The organism is Nitrospirota bacterium (assembly GCA_040754395.1).
Lineage (GTDB): Bacteria > Nitrospirota > Thermodesulfovibrionia > Thermodesulfovibrionales > SM23-35 > JBFMCL01.
Map to the genome: position 1 here is coordinate 1 of JBFMCL010000012.1, position 24,478 is coordinate 24,478.

Annotated in this window: 24 protein-coding genes; 22 read left to right on the plus strand and 2 right to left on the minus strand. The window is 44.3% G+C overall.

Features of this window, described 5'->3' with window-relative positions:
* Positions 1–174: 174 nt before the first annotated feature.
* Complete coding sequence (locus AB1552_07560; protein ID MEW6053627.1) at positions 175–594, plus strand: OsmC family protein; 420 nt, start codon at positions 175–177, stop codon at positions 592–594.
* A gap of 21 nt (positions 595–615) precedes the next feature.
* Here AB1552_07560 and AB1552_07565 read toward each other — a convergent pair whose 3' ends face one another.
* Positions 616–783 carry a hypothetical protein gene (locus tag AB1552_07565; GenBank protein MEW6053628.1) on the minus strand — a complete coding sequence of 56 codons (168 nt, stop codon included), beginning with the start codon at positions 781–783 and terminating at the stop codon, positions 616–618.
* A 214-nt stretch (positions 784–997) separates the two neighbouring features.
* On the opposite strand from AB1552_07565, the gene AB1552_07570 reads away from it, so the two are divergent.
* The 15 genes from AB1552_07570 (at position 998) to AB1552_07640 (ending at position 17,904) form a co-directional block, all read left to right on the plus strand.
* Positions 998–1,939, plus strand: a complete 942-nt coding sequence (locus AB1552_07570; protein ID MEW6053629.1) for a sugar kinase — start codon at positions 998–1,000, stop codon at positions 1,937–1,939.
* Positions 1,940–2,157: 218 nt separating this feature from the next.
* Complete coding sequence (locus AB1552_07575; GenBank protein MEW6053630.1) at positions 2,158–3,204, plus strand: mechanosensitive ion channel domain-containing protein; 1,047 nt, start codon at positions 2,158–2,160, stop codon at positions 3,202–3,204.
* An 8-nt stretch (positions 3,205–3,212) separates the two neighbouring features.
* Positions 3,213–3,944, plus strand: coding sequence for a hypothetical protein (locus tag AB1552_07580; GenBank protein ID MEW6053631.1), 732 nt, complete (start codon positions 3,213–3,215; stop codon positions 3,942–3,944).
* 307 nt (positions 3,945–4,251) lie between these two features.
* Positions 4,252–4,647: a hypothetical protein gene (locus AB1552_07585; GenBank protein MEW6053632.1), complete on the plus strand. Its 396-nt coding sequence runs from the start codon at positions 4,252–4,254 to the stop codon at positions 4,645–4,647.
* A 252-nt stretch (positions 4,648–4,899) separates the two neighbouring features.
* A complete protein-coding gene (locus AB1552_07590) occupies positions 4,900–5,910 on the plus strand; it encodes an ATP-binding protein (GenBank protein ID MEW6053633.1) in 1,011 nt (336 codons plus the stop codon).
* Complete coding sequence (locus AB1552_07595) at positions 5,907–7,253, plus strand: sigma-54 dependent transcriptional regulator (GenBank protein ID MEW6053634.1); 1,347 nt, start codon at positions 5,907–5,909, stop codon at positions 7,251–7,253. Before AB1552_07590 ends, AB1552_07595 begins: the two co-directional genes overlap by 4 nt.
* Before the next feature lie 280 nt (positions 7,254–7,533).
* On the plus strand, positions 7,534–8,031 hold the full coding sequence (locus tag AB1552_07600) for a UpxY family transcription antiterminator (protein ID MEW6053635.1): 498 nt from the start codon (positions 7,534–7,536) through the stop codon (positions 8,029–8,031).
* Positions 8,032–8,144: 113 nt separating this feature from the next.
* Positions 8,145–8,540, plus strand: a complete 396-nt coding sequence (locus AB1552_07605; protein MEW6053636.1) for a DNA-binding response regulator — start codon at positions 8,145–8,147, stop codon at positions 8,538–8,540.
* Positions 8,541–8,575: 35 nt separating this feature from the next.
* Entirely contained in the window at positions 8,576–9,622 is a 1,047-nt protein-coding gene (locus tag AB1552_07610) for a polysaccharide biosynthesis/export family protein (GenBank protein ID MEW6053637.1), read from the plus strand.
* Positions 9,623–9,643: 21 nt separating this feature from the next.
* Complete coding sequence (locus AB1552_07615; protein ID MEW6053638.1) at positions 9,644–11,977, plus strand: polysaccharide biosynthesis tyrosine autokinase; 2,334 nt, start codon at positions 9,644–9,646, stop codon at positions 11,975–11,977.
* A gap of 48 nt (positions 11,978–12,025) precedes the next feature.
* Complete coding sequence (locus tag AB1552_07620) at positions 12,026–12,652, plus strand: J domain-containing protein (GenBank protein MEW6053639.1); 627 nt, start codon at positions 12,026–12,028, stop codon at positions 12,650–12,652.
* Positions 12,653–12,664: 12 nt separating this feature from the next.
* Entirely contained in the window at positions 12,665–13,816 is a 1,152-nt protein-coding gene (locus tag AB1552_07625; protein MEW6053640.1) for a DegT/DnrJ/EryC1/StrS family aminotransferase, read from the plus strand.
* Complete coding sequence (locus AB1552_07630) at positions 13,813–14,397, plus strand: sugar transferase (protein ID MEW6053641.1); 585 nt, start codon at positions 13,813–13,815, stop codon at positions 14,395–14,397. The genes AB1552_07625 and AB1552_07630 overlap by 4 nt, the downstream gene beginning before the upstream one ends.
* Before the next feature lie 32 nt (positions 14,398–14,429).
* Complete coding sequence (locus tag AB1552_07635; GenBank protein MEW6053642.1) at positions 14,430–16,514, plus strand: polysaccharide biosynthesis protein; 2,085 nt, start codon at positions 14,430–14,432, stop codon at positions 16,512–16,514.
* 46 nt (positions 16,515–16,560) lie between these two features.
* Entirely contained in the window at positions 16,561–17,904 is a 1,344-nt protein-coding gene (locus AB1552_07640; protein ID MEW6053643.1) for a sigma-54 dependent transcriptional regulator, read from the plus strand.
* Positions 17,905–17,911: 7 nt separating this feature from the next.
* Here AB1552_07640 and AB1552_07645 read toward each other — a convergent pair whose 3' ends face one another.
* On the minus strand, positions 17,912–18,100 hold the full coding sequence (locus AB1552_07645) for a hypothetical protein (protein MEW6053644.1): 189 nt from the start codon (positions 18,098–18,100) through the stop codon (positions 17,912–17,914).
* Between the two features lie 53 nt (positions 18,101–18,153).
* Here AB1552_07645 and rfbF point away from each other — a divergent pair, with 53 nt between their 5' ends.
* The 6 genes from rfbF (at position 18,154) to AB1552_07675 (ending at position 24,471) form a co-directional block, all read left to right on the plus strand.
* Entirely contained in the window at positions 18,154–18,927 is a 774-nt protein-coding gene (gene rfbF, locus AB1552_07650) for a glucose-1-phosphate cytidylyltransferase (GenBank protein MEW6053645.1), read from the plus strand.
* A 147-nt stretch (positions 18,928–19,074) separates the two neighbouring features.
* On the plus strand, positions 19,075–20,148 hold the full coding sequence (gene rfbG / locus AB1552_07655; protein MEW6053646.1) for a CDP-glucose 4,6-dehydratase: 1,074 nt from the start codon (positions 19,075–19,077) through the stop codon (positions 20,146–20,148).
* A gap of 19 nt (positions 20,149–20,167) precedes the next feature.
* Positions 20,168–21,421 carry a class I SAM-dependent methyltransferase gene (locus AB1552_07660; GenBank protein ID MEW6053647.1) on the plus strand — a complete coding sequence of 418 codons (1,254 nt, stop codon included), beginning with the start codon at positions 20,168–20,170 and terminating at the stop codon, positions 21,419–21,421.
* Between the two features lie 84 nt (positions 21,422–21,505).
* The gene (rfbC, locus tag AB1552_07665; protein MEW6053648.1) at positions 21,506–22,111 is read left to right on the plus strand and encodes a dTDP-4-dehydrorhamnose 3,5-epimerase; all 606 of its coding nucleotides are present in this window, start codon (positions 21,506–21,508) and stop codon (positions 22,109–22,111) included.
* An 82-nt stretch (positions 22,112–22,193) separates the two neighbouring features.
* Entirely contained in the window at positions 22,194–23,507 is a 1,314-nt protein-coding gene (locus AB1552_07670) for a DUF4910 domain-containing protein (GenBank protein MEW6053649.1), read from the plus strand.
* Between the two features lies 1 nt (position 23,508).
* A complete protein-coding gene (locus tag AB1552_07675) occupies positions 23,509–24,471 on the plus strand; it encodes an NAD(P)-dependent oxidoreductase (protein MEW6053650.1) in 963 nt (320 codons plus the stop codon).
* Positions 24,472–24,478 lie beyond the last annotated feature (7 nt).

Here is a 24,478-nt window from a genome sequence, read left to right on the forward strand (position 1 = left end):
CGTGTTATACGAGAAATGCTTTTCGAAAGAAAGGCTATCATAGATATCCTTACATTAAAGCCTGATAGATTAAAAATAAGCGAGGACACTCCTATCCAAGGGGCTCTATTTTAACCGGACAGTAATGTCTTCGTATAATGTATAATTACGCATTCAAAGTGCAAGAGAACGGAGGTGGTTGGAATAGAGATCAGGATTACCTTTCCCGGGAAGAAAAAAGTCGATGCTGAACTCAACGGATTCACAATTCACACCGACCAGTTGCCAAAATATGGCGGTGAGGGATCAGCCCCTTCACCATTCGAACACTTTCTTGCGTCTATCGGCACATGTGCGGGTATTTATGTCCTCAGTTTCTGTGAAGAAAGGAAGATCCCTGCCGGGGATATCTCGCTTGTTCAGCGTCTCGAATACGGAAAAACGGATGATGGCAAGGTATATATCAAAAAAATCGTCATCGAAATTCTTGTTCCCCCGGACTTCCCTGAGAAATATCACAAGGCACTTGTAAAAGTCGCCGAACAGTGTGCAGTGAAAAAAACAATTATGAAACCGCCTGCTTTTGAGGTAAAGACGACTGTAAAACAGCATTAGCGGAGCCTTTGTTTCCGGCGCTCAGAAAAGCCTTGGCTGAAGGTAATCTTCATACGCTTTGCAGAGGTAGTTCTTTTTGCAGTTTGAAGCGCATGCGTTTATATATTGAAACCCTTCTTTTTCAGGACACCAGATCTTGTCTGTTTTCCGGTTTATGGTATCTTTCATGATCACAGGTTTCTTGTTCATGTATATTCAGTCCTACCGCTTTCACGGTGGTACGGAATATCCCAAGTGTCAGAATATACAGTGATAATTACATTATACTAAACGCATTTGACAATATCGTATGCTGTTTATCATAGAACAATCCCCCTGCTTTTGTCTCACGAAATATCCTCCCTCACACTGAGGCGCAAATGACACATGCGCACCCTTCCCTGTGTTGAATGTATAATACTCAATGCACGTCGTCGGCATTGGACAGTGTTCCCTCGATTATCTTGCGATTGTTGATTCCTACCCCCGCCCGGACACCAAGAAAGAGGTGATTGAATGGCATGAACAAAGCGGAGGTCCGGTAGCCACCGCCCTTGTTGCCCTTTCACGGCTTGGCATGCAATGCAGGTTTTTCGGGATTACGGGGGATGATGATACTGAAAAGAAAATCAGGGACTCACTGGCAGCTGAAAAAATTGACACGCAAGGTCTTCTCAGGAGATCAGCCGGAATATCCCAGCTCGCATTCATCGTAATTGAGAAGGGAACTGCCGGAAGAACGATATTCTGGCAAAGACCTTCCGGGGAGCCTCTGAAACCTGAAGAACTTGACGATAATTTTCTGGATGATTGCAGTTTCCTGATTCTTGACGGTCTCATGAGCGATGTTTCAATTTACGCGGCAGCAAAAGCAAGGAAACGGAAAATACCGGTCATGCTTGATGCAGGCCGGGCACGTCCAGGTATGCTTGAAATAGCCAGATTGTCTGACTATCTGGTAACCGCAGAGGAGTTCGCAGTGGATCTCGGTTGGTCTCTGACCCAGAAGGCTTTGCAGGAGGAAAAGAAAAGACTTGGGGTAAAGGTTTTGACAGTCACACAGGGAAATCTTGGCAGTATAACGGTTACAGATAATCAGTCATTTCATGTACCCGCCTTCCACGTGAATGCCCTTGACACCACGGGAGCAGGCGATGTATTCCACGGAGGATACATCTACGGTATTTTGCAGGGGTGGGACCTCAGGGACACTGTAACGTTTGCATCCGCTATAGCTGCTATGAAATGCAGGAAAATCGGAGGGAGAGCAGGTATCCCGACATTCAATGAAATCAGACAGTTCCTTCAGGAAAGAGGATTTCCCCTGCTGAAGGATTGGCGGGATCCGGATAGCTCTCGATTTTGAAATGCCGACAGTAGCCTATAGATAGCCGAATCAAGGAACCCCTGATGAAAAACCATAAATCTTTCAATTGATATATCGGAATTTTAGGACGTCTGCGGGAATGCAGCATCAGCAGCCGACGCACTCTCATATACCATATTTGTTTTTCTGAAAACAGAAACCCCCTTCTTTTCTTTCTGGTATAATTGAACAATCATGTTTTTTCACAGGTTTTCCACATGACAGGACTGATAGAGTCCCTTAATATTTCTGAATCACCATATGTCAATGCTGCAATATCTTTGTGTGTAATTTTCATAGTTGCCAAAATCGCCGATATCCTGATCGACAAGGTTTTCCGGAAATTCACAAGGTTTACAAAAAATGATGCCGACGACAGGATAATTGACGTGATCCACAAACCCGTCTATCTGACCATTGTATTGATTGGATGTCCTTTTGTCATTGCATACCTTACCACTTCTCCAAACATCATTTTCTACACCAATAACATCGTATACTCCCTGATAGCCATAATATGGGCCATCACTGTCATCAAAATATCTGGCATTATCATTGATAACTCCCTCGACAGGACTTCTGATGCAACAGGATTAAGAAAAGATGTTGTTCCTCTGGTAGAAAATGTCTTCAAGATATTCATAATCGCTGCTGCGCTTATGGGCATACTGACCATTTGGGAGGTGAATATCACTCCCCTTCTGGCATCTGCCGGCATTGTAGGGGTTGCAATCGCCATAGCTGCAAAGGATACTCTATCCAATTTTTTTGGCGGAATAAGCATTTTCATGGACAGACCGTATAAGATAGGAGACTATATTGTGCTCGAAACAGGAGAGAGAGGTGAAGTTGTTGCAATTGGAATCAGGAGCACGAGGATACAGACAAGGGACGACATACTTATCACGATCCCCAATTCGATCATTGCAAACTCGAAAATTGTCAATGAAAGCGCTCCGATCCCTAATTTCAGGGTCAGAATACCCGTATCGGTCGCCTACGGTAGTAATATCGACCTCGTTGAAAAGACTTTGCTGGAGATTGCAATAAAAAACGGCAACATTCTCTCTGATCCTGCTCCCCGTGTCAGGTTCAGGGCGTTCGGAGACTCCGCCCTGAATTTTGAGCTCCTTTGCTGGGCAAAGGAGCCGGCATTGAGGGGTCTCACACTCCATGAAATAAACTGTGAGATTTACAGAAACTTCAATGCGTCCGGGATCACCATACCCTTTCCGCAAAGAGATCTGCACATCTATCCGAAGTAGCCATTGAGATGAAACCGCTTAAAGGGTTTGAACATTATCTTTCGATAGAAGATGCCAATTTGTCCAGAAGCATCGAACTTTTGGATGAGGATTACCAGCTCGTCATGGATCTGGACAATTTATTTGATCTCTGCCTGAAGATCACTCTGCCCGATACTCCGAACCTCCGGGTATCCGCATTTCTCTCCCTGATATCACACCAGGAGTTCTATGCTGGCATCGCCGCATTCCTGAGATTTCACAAAACTCAATCCTTCCGCTGTCTGAGATCTGCCCTCGACAGCACCTTCACTGCCTATTACCTTTTGAAGAATCCGGAGGCATCTGAAATCTACCTTGAAAAAAGCAGAAATCCCTCCCGGTGGGAGGAACTTTTCAGGAACATTAAATCGACCATCAAGATGAATCAGAAGACATTCCCGCTGGCAGCAGGGTTGCCGGAAATCCATGACCTTTGCAGCAAATTTGCCCATGCAGACCCTGAAGGGATTCTCCACAGATATTTCATGGATAAGGTCGAGAAGAGACTGGGCGCTCACTATTTCGATTATGAACAGACCCACGACGAATACAGAAAATGGTTTGCCTTTTTCCTGTTCTACTTCTTCAAGGTGTTCCTGATTTACTGGAACGAGATGTTCAGAACCCGCGCAGGAAGGGAGAAAAAAGCGATTGAATATCTTGTCAGGAAATACAAAACACGGATTGGCGAGTTCAGAAAAAAATATCCTTTCCGGTAATCGGGTAAAACCCTGAAGATTTCCTGGGTACCAGTTAACTCACTTTGTTTCACCTCCTGATAATCTTGCGACCCGGGGACTAGTTTTTCGCACCCATTTGCGTATCATCGCTGAAGCCTCAGATATGCTGCTCAGAGACGACCGGAATGCTTTTTGGGGGTATCCCGAAAGGTTCAGGTAAAGGAGCATCTGTGCCGCATTTTTCACGCATTCAGGTAATTTGAAGGGTTCTCTCATGGCATTTATTTTGCATTATCATGAGGAGAGAACCAATAGAAAGCAGAATGGAAAGAAATCCTAAATAACAATGGAAAACAGACCTGAAATGGGAGAAAATATCGATTTATTCAATAGATATGTATCTCTTCCCGAAGACATAAAGATTCTGCTCAAGAAAGCCAGGGAGAAGTCATCGGCGGTCAGCAGAGAACAATTTTTGGCAGAAGTAATGACAGGAAAGTGTCCGGAATGCGGTAGCAGTGAGACAAAAAATTGTGAGAAGGCAGAGGGGATAGAGGATTTCACCGTAGGACTTTGTGTGAGATGCGGATTCCTGTGGTGTTCAGAGTGTGGTAAGCCGCTGAGCAAAACCTTGCATTGCATCCACTGGGACATATGCAGGAAATGTGAAATAAGCGATGAGTCGGGATACTGCGGCAACGATCTTCTTGAATGCAAAAAACTCAGGGATGTTCCGGAATAAACATGGTTACGCAGCATGTTCCGGCAGTGATGGTCAAGTGAACTTTACAAAAAGTATACTGTCAGTACGGTATTCAGGCTGATGACTCTTCCTTAATAGGGGTAATAATACCTGTAACCTCCAGTTATTCTTTGAGTTTACGATAGAAGTTCAGGAATCTCCTACAAATTTAACTCTTGACTCTTTAACAAAAACCGTTAAAATAATATTGTCGGGATTAAAATTTTAGTTTGAGGGGAAAACGAGATATTCATGCAAAAGAGAAAAAGTGCCCGTCTTGCACTGACTGTAGACAATAGACTCAGAATTACTTCGTGGAACAGTGCATTTGAGCAAATATACAAAGGTCTTCTTTCCAATCCGAAAAGCCTGCACTATAGTATAGTGATGCCGGTTGTTTACAAATCCGGAGAAGACGCGGTAAAACTGGCTATCAAAAACGGGAAACCGCTCAGGCTCAATAATCATCAGCTTTTTTTCCTTTGTGACAAAGCCCGTGCAGATATCCAGATTTCGCCCCTGAAAGACAAAAACGGCAAAGTTTCCAGTGCAAGAATAACGGTCAGGCCCCGCCTCAGTTGTGAAACGTACCGGGACATTGAGCAGGACAGATTCACTGAGATAGGAAAGGTTGCAGCAACCCTTGCGCACGGCGTAAGAAATCCGTTAAACGCAATAAAAGGCGCTGTTATTTACTTGCGGGAAAAGTATTCCCGGGAAAAAAAGCTGACGGAGTTTACCCAAATTATTGAAGACGAGATATCACGGCTCGACCAGTTCATCGCGAATTTTCTCAGCACCTCCCTGGTCGATAAGGCTCTTCACAAAGCTGATCTGAACGCAATTCTGAAAAAAACCGCCATCATGATATCTCTTGCTGCACAATCTCACGGGATAGAGGCTGTGTTCGAATACGGGAACATTTCTCCGGTTATGATGAACCCTTTCTATTTTGAACATGCCATCCTGAATATCATCAACAATGCTCTGGAAGCCATGCCATCCGGTGGCAGGTTGCGGGTGAGATCCATTCCCGTAGTCCGTTCGAACTGTGAGTTTGCATTAATCGAGGTTTCTGATTCGGGCGGAGGGATGCCGGAAGGTATATCTGAGAAGGCCCCTGCAGCGTCAAAAAGCAAAGGAAAAGGACTGGGGCTCTTCATCACACGTGAGATACTCCGGTCAAGCGGTGGTCATCTTGAAATCAAGAGCCGGAAAGGGATTGGGACAACGGTACAGCTCTATCTCCCAGTAATGTCATGATGGCCGCAAAAGGCAATATTCTTGTTGTTGACGATGAGCCGAATGCGAGAAAAGTGCTTTCTGCCATCCTTTCGGACGCCGGGTATCGGGTTATTGAATCCATGGATGCAGAAAAAGCAATGAAACGCATCTCAAGGGGCGATGTGGACCTGGTAATTACAGACGTAAAAATGCCCGGTATGAATGGCATGCAACTATTCGATAACATTACTAAATACCATTCTGATATCCCGGTTATCTTTCTTACCGCATACGGAACAGTTGAATCCGCAGTTACCGCGATGACCGAGGGAGCGTCGTATTATTTCATTAAACCTCCGGACTACATAAAGCTCAAGCATACCATCAAGAAGGCATTGGATCAGCGACATTCTCAAAGGGAATTGATGTTCCAGAAAAAAACTCCGCAAGGGGAAAACCGCAGCGTTCAGATGATCGGTTCTACACCACAGATGAAAAAAATATTTACCACGATCGAAACCGTACGGGATTCAGCAAGCAGCGTGCTCCTTTGTGGTGAAACAGGAACGGGAAAAGAACTTGTTGCACGTTTGCTTCATTGCACAAGCAGAAGGAAAGAAAAGCCTTTCGTCGCGGTCAACTGTGCCGCTATACCGCGGGACCTTATTGAATCAGAACTATTCGGCTTTGAAAAAGGCGCTTTTACCGGTGCCCTTTCATCGAGGACCGGAAAGATTGAAGAAGCTTCTGAAGGCACCCTTTTTCTTGATGAAATCGGAGACCTCGAACTGCCGCTTCAGGCAAAACTTTTGAGAGTTCTTCAGGAAAACGAGATTGAGAGGCTCGGCAGCAACAGAAAAATCAGGGTCGAATTCCGTCTGATTTCTTCGACTAACCGCGATATTAAAAAGATGATTGCCGAAGGGGCATTCAGAGAAGATCTTTTTTACAGGATTAATGTCATACAGATACATTTACCCCCGCTGAAGGAAAGGGCAGATGACATACCCCAGTTAGTAACGGAGTTTCTCGGTGAATTCTGCAGCCGGGAGAATAAATCGCTCACCATTACCGATGACGTAGTGAAGATATTGCAGAAATATCACTGGCCCGGCAATATCAGGCAACTGAAAAACACCATAGAAAGAGCAACAATCCTTGCAAAAGACCGCTCCATAACGATCAAAGAACTGCCTGAGGATATTGCTTCACAGAAAGACTCCTCCGGAACAGATACAAAGAAAACCCTGAAGGATTTGGAAATGCAGGTCATCACAAGAACGCTGGCTGAATGTAATGGCAATAAATCTAGGGCCGCAAAGATGCTCGGCATTTCCAGGAAGACATTCTACAAAAGGCTGAGAGATAATTCCGTTAAATAATCTGTTTCCAATGGATACAGTTCCCGGAACAAGTGTTTACTTTGGGCACATTTTTTACTTTCTGAGTATCGTCTTTTTATGCATTACCTCTATTAAAAAATTCAGATAACTCGACGTAACCTTTCTTCATATCCCTTTAATTTGTTTTAGTTGTCCCGTATTCTTCAAGTTGTTGTTTAATACATATGAATTATTTTCTGCAAAAAAGACCTATCTGGCATTGATTATGCTTTATGAAAGGATGTCTCTGGGGGGACACAATACGTCCGAGGGGGAATCAATGCAGGAATGGTTTGCTTTGTATGTGAAGTCAAAACACGAATTTGTCACTGACAGTGCATTAAAGGAAAAAAACATCGAGACTTTTCTCCCTTCAATACCAAAGCGAAGACAATGGAAGGACAGGCAAAAAACAGTCGAGTTTCCTCTTTTTCCCGGGTATCTTTTTGTTCATCTTCAGCCGCGTTCTGATGAATTCATGAAGGTGCTCAAGACAAAAGGGGCGGTCACATTCGTTTCATTAGACTCGGGAGTTCCTACGCCGGTAAATCATGAGGAATTTTCTTCCCTGAGACTCATGATAGAAAGCGGCAAAGAACTGGACATTTATCCCCATCTCAAGGAGGGAAGCCATATTAGGATCAGGCGCGGACCCCTCAAGGGAGCTGACGGATTTCTCTTGAAAAAAGAAGCCAATTATATGTTTATCGTCAATATCAATCTCCTTGGCAGAAGCATCGGACTTAATATCAGTTCTGATGACGTAGAAGATGCCTGATATTTCAGTGCATTCTTTCAGTAACCAACGGTAAATATTTCGTCCAAGTATCATCATTACCTTCTCGGTACTGTTTCTGTAACTGAGGGGGCGGAGCACCGCCCGGATACTGTATGGCCAGCACTACCGAAAAACACATGAAAAGGGTTCTGATAATAGATGAAAGCACGTTTTCGCGGGTATGTTCCGCACTCCTTGAACTTGAAGGATACAAGACGAAAAGTTTCAGCAGCAGCGAATGCTTGCCCGAAAAGCTCAATTATCAAACTTTTTGCCTGCTGATAACAAGTTATCCTCTCGATGCCGTCATGCTCGAGAAAGTGAAAACAATTAACCTCCCGACAATCATCCTTACCGACCATGTGGACAGGGAGATACTGCGCCTTCTTGATAATCTTCCGCAATCATTCTGCATGGTAAAGCCTCTTGACTATGAAAAGTTCAGGTTTCTGGTAAACGAAATAGCGCTTCAGGGTGTTTCCGGCTTAGAGGGTTATTCTGTTTTCTGAAATAATTTGTTCACACAAAAAAGGTGTATGAGAATATGGTCAGATTACTGAGAAATGAAATGATACAAAGTCTGCTGGCGCTAACGGCATTTCTTCTCCTGCTGCTTCTTTCTTCCTGTGCGGGACGTGACATACGTCCCGAAGCACTGATCGCGCAGCACACCTCTGAGACAAAAACTGAAAGACTGAATGCAGAGATACTCCAGAAAAGCACTGCGTTTCAAAAAATGTCCTCTGCAGCTGATTATATAATCGGTCCTGAAGATCTACTTGAAATAACCCTCTTTCAGGCAAAGGAACTGGATACTGTAGCGCGTGTCAGCGCTTCGGGTTTCATAAAATTACCCTTGATTGACAAGGTAGAAGCTTCTGGCCACACCACATCAGAACTTGAGCACATTATTGCCGGAAAATACAAGACGTACCTCTCAGAACCGGTGGTCGGGATATTCATTAAAGAGTACAGAAGCCAGCAGATTACCGTGCTCGGTTCTGTACAGAAGCCCGGGGTATACTATGTTTCTGGCCAGAGATCCCTTTTGGAGCTTCTTTCTTTGGCCGGAGGTCTCAGCGGAGATGCGGGTGACATCTGCATAGTCCAGAGAAGCACTCTACCGGATACAGGCGATCAGCAGACAACCAACAATATCGTTGTTGATCTGGACCAGCTATTGATAAAAGGGCAGATTGCATTCAATATTCCGATGCACGCCGGCGACGTAATTCTCGTTCCGAAGAGCGGTATTTTCTTTGTAGACGGTGCAGTCAGAAGTCCGGGATCTTTTCCACTGAAGGGGAAAATGACGTTCACACAGGCCATCAGTATTGCTAAGGGGTTGGATATGGATGCAACGAAGTCAGATATCAAGATATACCGTGATTCCGGAAAGCAGGAAAGAGATGTTATTATTATTGATTATGATGAAATCCTTGAAAGAAAAATCCCGGATGTTGAAATAAAAGACAAGGATGTTATTATCGTATCGAGCAGCAGTTTCAAAAGATTTCTGGGCGGGCTGGCAGGATATTTCAATTTCGGCTATTTCGGGTTCAGCGGTGTTCGTCCAGGTATTGGGTTTTAACGACTGCATAAAGGGAAACTTATGGATAACAAATATGAACTGAAACAGTTTGAGCCCAAGGATAGCTCAATTTCCACGTACATAGAGTATCTCCAAAATAAAGACAAAGAGGAGTTTCATCTGAGGGACTATCTCAATATCATCCTTAAGCGGAAATCGATGGTACTCATTTTCCTGGTTTCCGTCATTGTCATCACCTTGATATTTTCCCTTCTGAAGATTCCTTTTTACCGGGCAACCGCCGTTCTGAAAATCGAGAGTGAGACCCCGAGAGTCCTTTCCTTTCAGGGAGTTCAGATCGATGCTCTTGGCGCCAACTATTATCAGACCCAGTATGAAATCCTGAAAAGCAGAAGCCTTGCTGGAAGAGTAATAGCTAACCTGGAACTGCAGAAGAATGAGAATTTCCTTCCCCCCGCAGACATCCCGACCAGACTGAAAAGGTTCATCTTTGACAATACTGTCGGACTGTTTGTAGATTTTTACCGTTTTCTTACCGCACCAAAACCCGAAAAAGAGCCACAAGCAAACAGCAACACCTCAGAGGGACTATATGAAATACCAGATTACATGATAGATTCTCTTATCTCACGTATTGTGGTAGCTCCCGTAAAAAACTCCCAGCTCGTTAAAGTGAGTTTCATATCACAGAATCCGGAACTTTCTATGGATGTGACAAATGCAGTTGCACAGACCTATATAACCTTCGATCTGGAGACCAGAATATATGCCAGCAAAGAAGCAAAAAATTTCCTGCAGTCGCAGATTGAAGTAATGAAACAGAAAGTGGAGGAATCAGAGCAGACACTTAACGCATATGCGGCAAAAAATGGAATAGTATTTAACAGCAACAATAACAACCTCTATTCACAAAAGCTGTCCGATATTTCTGCTGCCTTGAACAGCGTTACCACGGAGAGAATTCAGAAAGAGGCGTTATACCGCGAGGTAAAGGACTCCGGACCCAACAATCCAATCATACTGAACAACCCTATGATACAGGGTTTGTGGAAACAGCATGCATCGCTTGAAGCAGAATATGATAATCTCTTGAAAATATACACTCCCGAGTACCCGAAGATGAAGAGTCTCAAAAATCAGATGGATTCTGTAGTTAACAGAATCTCTCAGGAAACCACAAAAATCATCCAATCAGCTGAGCTAGATTACAAGAATGCACTGAAAAAGGAAGAAAATCTCACAAGGGCGCTGAATTCTCAAAAACAGCAGGTACTCTCCTTTCAGGGCTCTGCTGCGCAATATGAAGTACTCAAGAGGGATGTTGACGTGAACAAAGGCTTGTACAACAGCCTCCTTCAACGCCTGAATGAAGTAAGCGTCTCTGCAAGCAACAAAGCTACGAATATCCAGCTTCTTGATAAGGCCATCTTGCCCAAATATCCGTTCCAGCCGAATATCCCTTTTAATATCATCCTCTCTATCATCTTCGGTCTCGCGGGCGGAGTCGGTCTCGCATTTCTGGCCGAGTATTTTGACAGCAGTATCAAAGACACAGATGATATTGAAAGAAAAGCCCGCCTTCCAATCCTCGGTGTTATTCCTGACGTCTATGACGTAAAGCATGTATCTGTTTCCTCACGGCCAAAAATTATTCATCTGGAGTCGAATCCACCAACTTCTCATACTCCTGTAGTTGTCAACAATAAAAAGGTCAGCCCGGTGTTGGAAGCGTTCCGTTCAATCGGCGCTTTTATCCTCTTGTCTTCTTCATCGAAGCCTCCGAAAACCATGCTTATTACTGGTCCCGATGCGAAAGTAGGCAAGACTTCGACCTGTATCAATATCGCCAATGCCTTGCTGGAATCACTCGGGAAAGGTATTATTATTGACGCCGACATGCGAAGGCCTATGCTGCATAGTGCGTTCGGCCTCGATAACTCAGTCGGACTTTCCTCTTTTCTTGCTGGTCATGTAGATTTTGATTCTGCTGACAACGGTCTCATCAAGCCTTCGAGCATGCGCGGGCTCAGCGTTCTGACTTCAGGTCCCGTGCCACCCAATCCGTCCGAACTTATAGGTTCCACACGCATGCAGGACCTCATTTATGCACTCCAGCCATTCTTTGAATTTGTCCTTATCGACTCTCCTCCTGTTATGGGGTTGCCTGATGCGATTTATCTCAGCAAGATTGTTGACGGTACCGTGCTGGTGGTAAAAGCAAATGAAACCCCGATAAAGGTTCTGCAGGAAACCAAAAAGGTATTTACGGGAATCGATGCAAGGATCCTTGGTGTCGTGCTAAACGGAGTAAAGGAAAGCGACCTTAAATACGGCTCATATAACTACTATCATTCTGCATACTACTCGTCTTATTTTGGCGACAAGGAAAAGTAGTTTTATCCGGATTACCATTCAAATGCATTCGGAAAGACTTGCAGAGAGATGCCCTTCAATGGAAACAGGAAGCATGTTTTTTTTTCTGCTGCCGGCCTTATAAGCAGATTCTATGAGGGTTGCCCCGTAAACGAAATTTACGATAAGGGCGTACGATATTATGATATCCTGCTCCATCTTCTCGAAAACCCGGACGCTGTCGAAAGCCTTTCAGGCCTTACGAAAATACCGCCTGAAAAAATCCGTTCTGCCGCATTGAAGATCATTCATCTGCTCATGTTCAATAGAAATCAGAATCCTTATCTCACCCTTGGGTTACCAGATCAGGCAACAGCAGCCGATGTCAAGCACAGGTGGAAAAGACTCCTTTTATTGATCCACCCTGACAGGTCACCGTCCTTCAAGGGAAATGAGACAATGACCCGGAGAATAAATGAGGCATACAGGAACATTGCAAATCTGGGGCCAAATGACGTTCCGAGTTACAGCCATGAAGATCGGAACACCAATGAATCAGCGGCTTTCACTGCCAGTTATGCTGCAGGGGGGAATATGCATGTCCAATCGCTGCTATCCCGTCATTATAAGTATCTCCGGCATCTTCCGACAATAATTGTCATCACCGCCGTCTCGCTGGCTTTCTTGAGCCTACTAATCTTTATCCTGCTGAAATAATTCTCAGAACATATGGAAATCCCTTTTCACAAGCCGTACATTACTGAAGACGAAATATCAGGAGTTGTCAATGCACTGAGTTCAGGATGGATAACCATGGGACCAACCACGGTGAATTTCGAAAATACTTTCAGGGAATACATCGGTACGAGGAATGCCGTATCAATGAACTCCTGCACCGCCTGTCTTCATCTGGCACTCAAAACAATCGGGCTCAAGGAAAATGATGAGGTTATACTACCCGCCATGACTTTCACTGCAACAGCCGAAGTCATCACCTACTTCAGGGCAAAACCCGTACTGGTAGATATAGAAAAGGAAACGGGAAATATCGATTATAGAAATATCGAGGAACATATTAACGGGAAAACGAAGGCAATTATCCCCGTACATTATGCAGGGCAGCCCTGCGATATGGACGAAATTGCCGCGATAGCCAAAAAATATCGTCTTTCAGTCATTGAGGATGCTGCACATGCCGTCCCCGCCTGGTACAAAAATAAAAAAATAGGGACACTCTCCGATATGACGTGCTTCAGTTTCTACGCAACCAAACCGATCACCACAGGTGAGGGTGGCATGGTGACTACCGAAAATGATGAGTGGGCTGACAGGCTCAGAATGCTACGGTTGCATGGAATCTCTCGAGATGCTTGGAAAAGATATACAAAAGAAGGATCATGGTATTACGAGGTCATGGAGGCAGGATACAAGTATAACCTGACTGACCTCCAGGCAGCTCTCGGTCTGGCCCAGCTCAGAAAAGCCGACTGGATGTGGCAGAGACGGAAAAACATTGCCGCACTCTATTCAGAAGCTTTTACGCCATGTGATGAGCTCATCACTCCTTACGTAAAATCTGACAGGAAAAGCTCATGGCACCTGTATGTGATCAAGCTCAATCTTGAGAAACTCAGAATTGACAGGAATCAGTTCATTGAAGAGCTAAAGAAACGGGGGATACTGACATCTGTCCATTTTATTCCCCTTTACAGGCACCCGTATTACAGGAATGCCCATGGATATTCCCTGAATGGTTTTTCAATGTCTGAATGGTTTTATGAGAGGGTCATCTCGCTCCCGATCTATCCCGGCATGACAAATGAGGATGTACGATCAGTAACAGATGCTGTGGCAGATATCGCAAAAAATTTTAGCAATTGAAACGTCTGTTTGATTTTGTTTTTTCCTCTCTTGGCATTATTGTGTTACTGCCTTTATTTGCAGGTATTGCCCTTGCGATAAAAATGGACAATGCAGGACCAGTCTTTTTCAGGCAGGAAAGAATCGGCAAAGATTTCAAGGCATTCAGAATTTACAAATTCCGTACCATGGCTCATAATTCCGGACAAAATGGACCAAAGATCACGTCCTCACACGACAAGCGTATTACGAGAACAGGGAAATATCTGAGAAGGTACAAACTTGATGAATTGCCGCAGTTATTCAATGTCCTGAAGGGAGACATGAGTTTTGTAGGGCCAAGGCCTGAAGTTGAGGAATACGTGAATATCTATAAATCAGATTATTCGAGACTGCTCAGGATTCGTCCGGGGATTACTGATCCGGCGTCGATTCAATATTCCAATGAGGAAACTATCCTAGCATCCGCAGACAACTGGGAAGAGGCATACAAAAAAAAAATTCTTCCAGAAAAAATCAGGTTGTCTTTGCACTACGTTGATCACCATAACCTCTCAACGGATCTGAAGCTTATCTGTAAAACAATTCTGAAAATAACCTAGAAGAAATTTAGACAAATCAGGATCAGGGAAAGATGGGTAAAACATTCACCAGAATATACAGGGACGTGAAAAAAGCGATCATACAGCATCGTCGTCTGTTTATTGTTCTCGTGCTTCTTCTTCAGGCAATTGTTGCCAACTATTTGGCATTTATCATCCGTTTCGAGTCAAAGCTCTCTCCCTTTTATCTGAATCAGTTTCTCACCTACCTCCCTTTGCTCGTATTCATACGTTTTGTCTTTATCATGCAGTCGGGTCTGCACAAAGGCTTATGGCGATACGCAAGTGTCAGCGATCTGATGAAAATCATTCATTCTACGACAATCGGAAGCATACTTTTTCTTCTCATTGTAAGATTTGTGATAGGCGAGGAAGATTATCCGCGATCAATCTTTTTCCTGGACTGGATTATTTTCATTTCGATATCAGGCGGGAACAGACTGTTCATAAGGGTTTTCAGGGAATATATGACACACAACCCGTCGAAGAAAAAGATATTGTTTGTCGGAGCAGGTGATGCTGCAGAAATGCTTGTGCGGGAAATGATGTATAAACGCGATAGTTCATACAGTCCCATCGGATTTATCGACAACGATATACAAAAAAGAGGAAGCACCATCCATGGCATACCTATCCTCGGGACATACAGCATGCTCGACGAGATCATACAGCAACACAAACCTGATGAAGTACTTATCACTGAAGCCGATACCCAGAAGACTATCAGAGAAATATACGAAATATGCAAACCGCATAACATTACCATCAAGAAACTACCCGGCATAAACGACATCCTCGGCGGCAATATTTCCGTATCGACCAAAATAGGCCAGATACTCGTAAAGGCAAATCTGGTGACAGAGCAACAGGTGCAGGAAGCTCTTTCACTGCAGAAAAATGAGGGAGGCAGGCTTGGAGCGAAGCTTGTAAAGCTCGGCTACATCACCGAGGAGAAGCTGGTCTCCCTTCTCAATAAGCATTATGGCATCTCACATATCACGCCTATCTCACTTGAAGATCTGCTTCAGCGCGAACCTGTCGACACTAATATCACCTCATTAAGAGAGTTCATTCACGGCAAGCGTGTCCTGGTGACAGGAGCCGGCGGTTCAATCGGATCAGAACTTTCAAGGCAGATACTGAGATATTGTCCCTCTCATCTTATACTGATGGACAGGTATGAAAACAGTTTATTTGATATCGACCTCGAACTCAGAACCAGGGAAAACGGATCAACTATTTCTACAATAATCGCAGATATACAGGATGTTATGAGCCTGGAACGTATCTTTGCTAAGAACACGCCCCATATCGTATTTCATGCGGCAGCATACAAGCATGTCCCGCTTATGGAATACAATCCGATCGAAGCGGTCAAAAACAATATTTTCGGTACAAAGAACCTCCTTGAATCTGCTGCAAAATACCGGGCAGAGAATTTTGTCCTCATATCCACTGATAAGGCTGTCAATCCGACGAATATCATGGGAGCAACCAAACGGGTCGCCGAGTTCCTTACAGTGAATATGGACGCCTTATCCGAAACGAAATTCACTACCGTGCGTTTTGGCAATGTGCTCGGTACCAATGGCAGCGTTGTCCCGATCTTCAAGGAACAACTCAAGAAGGGAGGGCCTCTCACCGTTACCCATCCAGATGCGGAGCGTTTCTTCATGCTCATTCCTGAGGCAGTACATCTTGTGCTTATGGCAGCTGCATCGGGAAAAGGGGGAGAAATATTCGTCCTGGATATGGGGGAGCGGGTCAGGATTATTGACATGGCCGAGAATTTCATTCGTCTGTCAGGATTCATTCCCTACAGGGAAATTCAGATTGACTTCATTGGTCTCAGACCGGGAGAAAAACTCCATGAAGAGCTCTTTGATATTTCAGAAAAAGCCATAACAACATCCCATAAAAAGCTGTTGATGGCTGTCCCTGAAGTTCCTTCGATGGCATCACTGAAACAGCATATGATGAATTTAGAACGCTGCATACAGTGTTATTCTGTCAGCGATGCATTGCAGGTAATTCAACATATCGTGCCGAATTACATCAGACAGGATAACGCAGGTACTCCTGCCCCTCAATTTATGGGTGTGCACACAGAAATATAGACTGTGCCTGACATGAAACGGCATCTTATTTTCCGCAAATCGGACAATGAACAATAAAGGCAATATCCTGATAGTCGACGACGAACCCAATGCGCTAAGGGTGCTTTCTGCCATTCTCTCCGAGGAAGGTTACAGGGTTTTTGATTCCATAAATGTCGAAAATGCCATTGACTTGCTGCATCATGAAGATCTGGATGCAGTGGTAACTGACCTCAGAATGAAGGATAGAGACGGCATTGACCTGTTCAAATACGTGAGCAATAATTTTGCTGACATCCCGGTAATTTTTCTTACAGCGTATGGAACCGTTGAGTCCGCTGTTTCCGCCATCGCTCAGGGAGCATTCTATTATTTTATCAAGCCACCCGATTACATGAAACTGAAAGGTATCATCGCAAGGGCAGTGGAACAGCGATTTCTCAAGAGAGAGATTCAAATACTCAGGAAAAAACTTGCATTCAGGGACAATCATCACCGGATCATCGGAAACAATCACGAGATATGCAGGATACTGGACACTATTGAATCAGTAAAAGATTCTCCAAGCAGCGTTCTCATTAAGGGAGAAACAGGTACCGGCAAAGAGATGGTTGCCAAAGCTCTGCACTATCAGAGCTGCAAAAAACATATGCCCTTTATCACAATAAACTGTGCAGCCATCCCAAAGGAACTGCTTGAGTCCGAGCTTTTCGGTTACGAAAAGGGAGCCTTTACCGGTGCGGTTTCAAGAAGAATAGGAAAGCTTGAAGAGGCTTCTGGCGGCACCCTTTTCCTTGACGAAATAGGTGAACTTGAGCTTTCATTGCAGACGAAATTCCTGAGAGTGCTGCAGGAGCGAGAAATTGAAAGAATCGGGAGCAACAAAAAGATCAAGGTAGATTTCAAGCTCATATCATCAACAAATCGTGATTTCACGAAAGAAGTGCGAGAAGGAAGATTCAGGGAAGACCTGCTTTACCGGATTAACATTGTGGAGATTCAATTGCCACCGCTGCGGGAGAGAAAGGAAGACATACCTTTGTTTATCTCCGAATTTACCAAGGATTTCTGTGCCAGGGAGAATAAAAAAATCACGGTATCTGATCAGGCAATACAAGTTTTGCAGAACTATTCATGGCCTGGCAATGTCAGACAACTGAGGAATATCATCGAGATGCTAATAGTCCTTGCAAAAGGCAACAACATTACAATAAGGGATTTGCCGGAGGAAATTTTCTCTGAAAATCCGCATAAAGCAGGAAACAATTATGTGAAAACCCTTCGGGAACTGGAGACACAGGCAATACAGGATGCAATACGGGAATGCAACGGAAACAAGTCCAAAGCTGCGAAGATTCTCGGAATATCGAGAAAAGCGTTCTACAAGCGTCTCAAAGATATCACCGTTTAGTAATGTGCTACATGATATTTGCAATATCAGCCATATATTCACTATAAATATCTTTTGGCAATGCGAAGAGGAGGTATTTTGCTCTCCTCTTTAATTTTACTCCTACGATGTATCCGAAGGAAACATAATCATAATGTATACTGTAGTCATTGGATACAATATCACAATACCTCATTCCAGGTTTTCTTATAGACATATATCTGCAAACGGACATGTATCTATTGTCTCATCATATCTGAGGAGGTTTTTATGAAGGCGGTTATTCTTGCAGGTGGATTCGGCACCCGCTTTTCTGAAGAAACGGTATCACGTCCCAAACCGATGATAGAAATTGGCGGAAAACCGATACTTTGGCATATTATGAATATTTACTCTTTTCACGGAGTAAATGAATTCTTGATAGCAGTGGGATACAAAGCTGAAATTATCAAGGAATATTTTCTCAATTTTTATTCAATCAACAATGACATTACCATAGACCTTTCAAATGGCAAGACTACTGTACATAATGGTAATAATCAGCCAAACTGGAAAGTTCATATAATAGATACCGGATTGTATACGCAGACAGGCGGACGCCTTAAACGCCTCGGCAAATGGCTCGAAAATGAAGATATATTCATGTTCACCTATGGAGACGGTGTTGCAGACATAGACTTGAACGATCTTCTCTCGTTCCACAGATCCCATGGCAAACTGGCTACCGTTACCACAGTGCGTACACCAGCCCGATTTGGTCGGATCGGATTTGATGGGGACAGGATTGCAGAATTCTATGAAAAACCCGAATCCGGAGAGGGATGGATCAGCGGTGGCTATTTTGTTCTCAATGCTCAAGTTTTTGACTATATCGATAATGATAGCACTATTTGGGAACGAGACCCTGTTGAAACCCTGGCCAAGGATGGTCAATTAATGGGGTTCCGGCATTATGGTTTCTGGTCATGCATGGACACATTAAAGGAAAAAAACTATTTGGAAGAACTGTGGAATTCCGGCAAGTCACCCTGGAAGATATGGTAATCTGGAACAATGCAACCGTTTCTGAAAAGCTTCAAGATTTTCTCTGCCGTGGTTACGGCTTGTTCTGACCTGTCTTGTTCAGCCGGAAAGACTCACAGCAATCGGGAACAATAAATTCACTTATCAAAGATCGGACCAGCCTTTGCTATGAATAAGATTTTCTGGAAGGGAAAGAAAGTCCTGATTACAGGACATACGGGATTCAAGGGAAGCTGGCTGTCTTTATGGCTGCAGTCCAAAGGAGCACTTGTTACAGGGTATGCTTTACCGCCACATACCGTCCCGAATCTGTTTGATGCAGCGCAAATAGCGGACGGAATGATATCGATTATCGGTGATATCCGGAATCTGGATTTTTTGCAGTCTGTTGTGGCTGAACATCGTCCTGAAATTATTTATCATATGGCTGCACAAGCGCTGGTCCGTCACTCTTACAGCTATCCCGTTGAAACATATTCCACCAATGTTATGGGAACCCTGAATGTACTTGAAGCGATACGCCACACAGACAGTGTTCGCGCTGCCGTTATCATTACGAGTGACAAGTGCTATGAAAACAAGGAATGGGTCTGGGGGTATCGCGAAAACGATCCCATGGGAGGACATGACCCTTATTCAAGCAGCAAGGGATGTGCTGAACTGATAGTGTCAGCGTACCGCAATTCATTTTTTTCCTCAGATGATACGTCTCGCAGCCTTGCGGTGGCAAGCACCAGGGCAGGAAACGTCATCGGTGGCGGAGACTGGTCTAAAGACAGGCTTATTCCCGATATCATGAATGCGTTCATAGAAAAAAGGTCTGTTGTAATTCGCAACCCAAATGCGATACGACCATGGCAGCATGTGTTAGATCCGCTGTCCGGATATTTGCTTCTTGCAGAAAAATTATGGACAGAAGGCAGGAAATTTTCCCAGGCTTGGAATTTTGGTCCTGATGAGAATGATATGATAAGCGTATTGAAAATTACCGAGTTCTTGAGTCATCTCTGGGGAGATGGAGCCAGATGGGAATTCGATTCTTCCCGAAATCCACACGAAGCCCACTGCCTGAGGCTTGACTGCTCCAAAGCGAGGAATATTCTTGGATGGTCGCCCAAACTGAACGTGCAAAAAGCTTTGGAATGGACTATGGAATTCTATCGCAAATATCATCGTGAAGAAGATGTCTTACAGCTACTCAAAAACCAGATTACCCGCTACGAACTTGATCAAATTGAATAATATTCAGGCACATACAATCATGCTTCAGCAGCATAATAACACTCAGCATATCTGCAGGTTTTGCAGCAATGCCCTGACGTCTTCCTTTGTTGATCTTGGCATGTCTCCGCTGGCAAATGCATATTTGAAGGAAGAACAACTTCACAGGATGGAGCCTTTTTACCCGCTTCATACTCATGTATGTGAGAAATGCTATCTGGTCCAGTTACCGGAATTTCAATCATCAGCGAATATTTTCAGCGATTATGCATACTTTTCATCCTACTCCGACACGTGGCTTATGCATGCCAAAAACTATACAGATAGAATGGTCAAACGTTTCGGATTTCACTCAGATCACCAGATTATTGAGATAGCAAGCAATGACGGGTATCTCCTCCAATACTTTAAAAATTTGGGGTTCCCTGTACTCGGGGTAGAACCTGCAAAAAACGTGGCAATGGCCGCACAGGCTGCAGGCATTCCTACACTGGTCAAGTTTTTTGGGGTTCAGACTGCTGAGGAGATGGCGAGTGACAACATTCTTGCAGATCTGCTCATAGGAAACAATGTACTCGCTCATGTCCCGGATATCAACGACTTTGTAAAGGGACTGAAAATAGTGTTAAAACCACAGGGCATTCTCACCCTTGAGTTTCCTCATCTCATGCGTTTAATGGAAGGCAACCAGTTCGATACAATTTATCATGAACACTTCTCATATTTTTCTTTTCTCACCGTCGAAACCATTTTTGCAAAATACGGACTGACTCTTTTCGATGTTGATGAACTTGTCACACACGGAGGTTCCCTCCGTATTTATTGCCGCCATACAGAAGACATATCCAGACCAGTGAGCAATCAGGTGATTGCCCTGAAGGAAAGGGAAATATCTGCCGGATTCAGAAATCTCAGTCACTATCATTCCTTTTCAGAGAGGGTACTGGAAGCGAAACGAAAAATACTGAGTTTCTTAATATCAGCCAAACAGGAAGGAAAATCTGTCGCGGGATACGGCGCACCAGCCAAGGGAAACACCCTGCTCAACTACTGCGGTATCAGAACGGATTTTGTTGATTATACTGTCGACCGGAGCCCTTACAAACAGGGACTGTACCTCCCCGGAACACATATTCCCATTCATCACCCAGACAGAATTCGTGACACGACACCCGACTACCTTTTGATACTTCCATGGAATCTTAAGGATGAGATCATGGAACAGATGTCATATATCCGGGAATGGGGGGGGAAATTCGTAGTGTTTATCCCTGAGGTTACAGTGTATGAATAAATGGATGCAGGAGGGAATCTGCATACACTTCAAAACCATCTCCCAATCTACTCTTAAACTTATTTCCCCATACACACATTACTGATGATATTTACCGAAACCAAACTTAAAGGTGCCTATATCATCGAACTTGAAAAGCTGCAGGACAATCGCGGTTTTTTCGCGCGAACCTTCTGCCGCAGGGAATTTGAAGCCCGCAGACTCAATCCCAATATTGTGCAGTGCAATATCTCATACAATAAGAAAAAGGGCACGCTGCGGGGCATGCATTATCAGGCTGCTCCATATCAGGAGGCAAAGCTGATCAGCTGCATAAGGGGAGCAATTTATGATGTGATCATAGACATCCGTCCGGATTCTCCCACATACCGCCAATGGTTATCAGTCGAGCTGACAGCTCACCACCCTCCATTGACTATCGAGACTTCTCATTCACCCATCAACTTATCAACCCATAAGCTATTATATGTTCCGGAAGGTTTTGCGCACGGTTTTTTAACGCTCTCAGATAATGCTGAGGTTTGCTATCAGATGTCCGAATTCTATATGCCCGACTATGCACGGGGCATTAGATGGAACGACCCTGCTTTCAATATCAAATGGCCGATTGCTATTGCGGCAATGTCTGAGAAAGATATGCAATATCCGGATTTTTTGGATAATCATATCGAACGTGCACAACCCGTATGATTCTGATCCACAGGAAAGACTCAGGAAAGGCCGTGATGACATACAATTGTACCAAGCATTATATCTTCACGGTTAAAACGATATGAGTTTCACAGGTCGCAAAACAGATATGAATTTTGAAAAGACCGGGAGAGAAATGCATGCACTCATAACGGAATTATATCCCATCTGCCGAAGCATAACAGGAAAAGGGGTGCGAAAGACACTGGATATTCTGGGGAGATATATTCCGCTGGAAATTCATCAGGTTCCCACCGGCACACCGGTATACGACTGGACAGTACCGAAAGAATGGAACATAGAAGATGCATACGTGAAAAATTCGAAGGGTGACAAAATCATCGATTTTAAGGCAACAAATCTTCATATCCTCAATTACAGCATCCCTTTAAAGAAAAAAGTGTCTTTGCAGGAACTCAGGGAACACCTGTTCACGCTGCCTGATTATCCTGACTGGATTCCCTACCGGACTTCTTACTACAAGAATAATTGGGGGTTCTGCATAAGCCATAATCAGTATCTGAATCTTAATGACCCGGAGTATGAGGTATTCATCGATACATCTCTCGACAATGGCCATTTAACCTATGGCGAATATTTCATTAAGGGTCAGGAAGCAGACGAAATTCTCATATCGTGCCATATCTGCCACCCTTCCCTTTGCAATGATAATCTTTCGGGAATTGCCGTCACTTCATTTCTTGCAGAATACCTGACCCGGAAACAGTCAAGATACTCCTACAGATTTCTCTTTATCCCCGGAACCATCGGCTCGATAGCATGGCTTTCTCTCAATGAACACAGGATTGCAAATATAAAACATGGCCTCGTTGCAGCATGCCTGGGAGACCCCGGGAAATTTACCTACAAAAAAAGCCGTCTGGGCAACGCAGAAATTGACAGGGCCGTTCTGTGCACATTGAGGGACTCGGGAGAAGATTTCGGGATACTCAACTTTGTTCCGTACGGCTATGATGAACGCCAGTATTGCTCCCCCGGATTCAACCTTCCGGTCGGCTGTCTCATGAGAACTCCGTATAGCAGATACCCTGAATATCATACATCAGCTGACAATCTCGATTTTGTGCGTCCTGCATCTCTTGCCGGCTCATTTGCACTGCTTCTGTCCATTCTGAATATTCTTGAAAACAACAGGAAATTTCTCAACAAAAATCCCAAATGTGAGCCACAACTTGGCAAAAGGGGATTATATCAGGCCATAGGCGGAGAAAATGACAAGAAAAGCATGGAAATTGCTATGCTTTGGATACTCAATCTGTCAGACGGGTACAATTCACTAATTGATATCGCTGAAAGATCCGGCATCCGATTCTCACATCTGCGACAGGTTGTCGATATCCTTCTATCGCATTCTCTGCTGAAAGAGGTTCAATGACATGAGTCTCCCTGCCGGTCAGTCAAAAACTCGCAAAGGAGTATCCGGGAAAAAGATTCTGGTTACCGGAGGAAGTGGTTTTATAGGTTCGCATTTATGCAAAATTCTCCTCGAGAGCGGTGCCGAAGTATATAGTGTTACCCGCAAAAAAATCCTCCACAGGAATGATGGTATTCAGTGGCAACAAGGTGATCTCACCGAATACGAATTCGTTCATAGTCTTGTGAATACCGTGCGGCCGGATATAATTTATCATCTTGCGAGCCATGTATTCGGCTCACGTGATTTGAGCATGGTAATGCCAACATTCAGGAATAACCTGGTGACCACGATAAACCTCCTGACGGCTGCGGCACCGTCTCGATATATCCGTGTTATCCTCACCGGTTCCATGGAGGAACCGATGGATTGCGACGAGAGGTTTCCCTCCTCTCCCTATGCCGCTTCAAAATGGGCATGTACCGGCTATGCACGCATGTTTCATGCGCTGTACAAAGTACCTGTGGTTATCGCGCGTGTTTTTATGGTGTATGGACCCGGGCAAAGTGACCTCAAGAAGCTCGTTCCCTATGTTACGCTCTCCTGTCTGCGCAACGAGGTCCCGCGTCTTAGCAGTGGAACACGCAAGGTCGACTGGATCTATGTGACGGATGTTGTTGAGGGACTTATTGCAATTGCTTCCGCACCTGCAATAGAAGGGGAAACTATCGATTTGGGTTCGGGAAGCCTGGCACCAGTTCGGACCGTTGTTGAATACATCAGACATCTCGTCAGCCCGCAGATTGAGCCGCTATTCGGAGCCCTGAACGATCGTCCGATGGAACAAATTCGCGCTGCAAATATCCGTGATACTTACGACAAGATAGCATGGAAGCCGGTAGTCTCACTGCAAACAGGTTTGGCTCATACGGTTGAATGGTACAGGAGAACCCATATTGATGTCAAAACAAACATTTCGGAGTGAAATATTA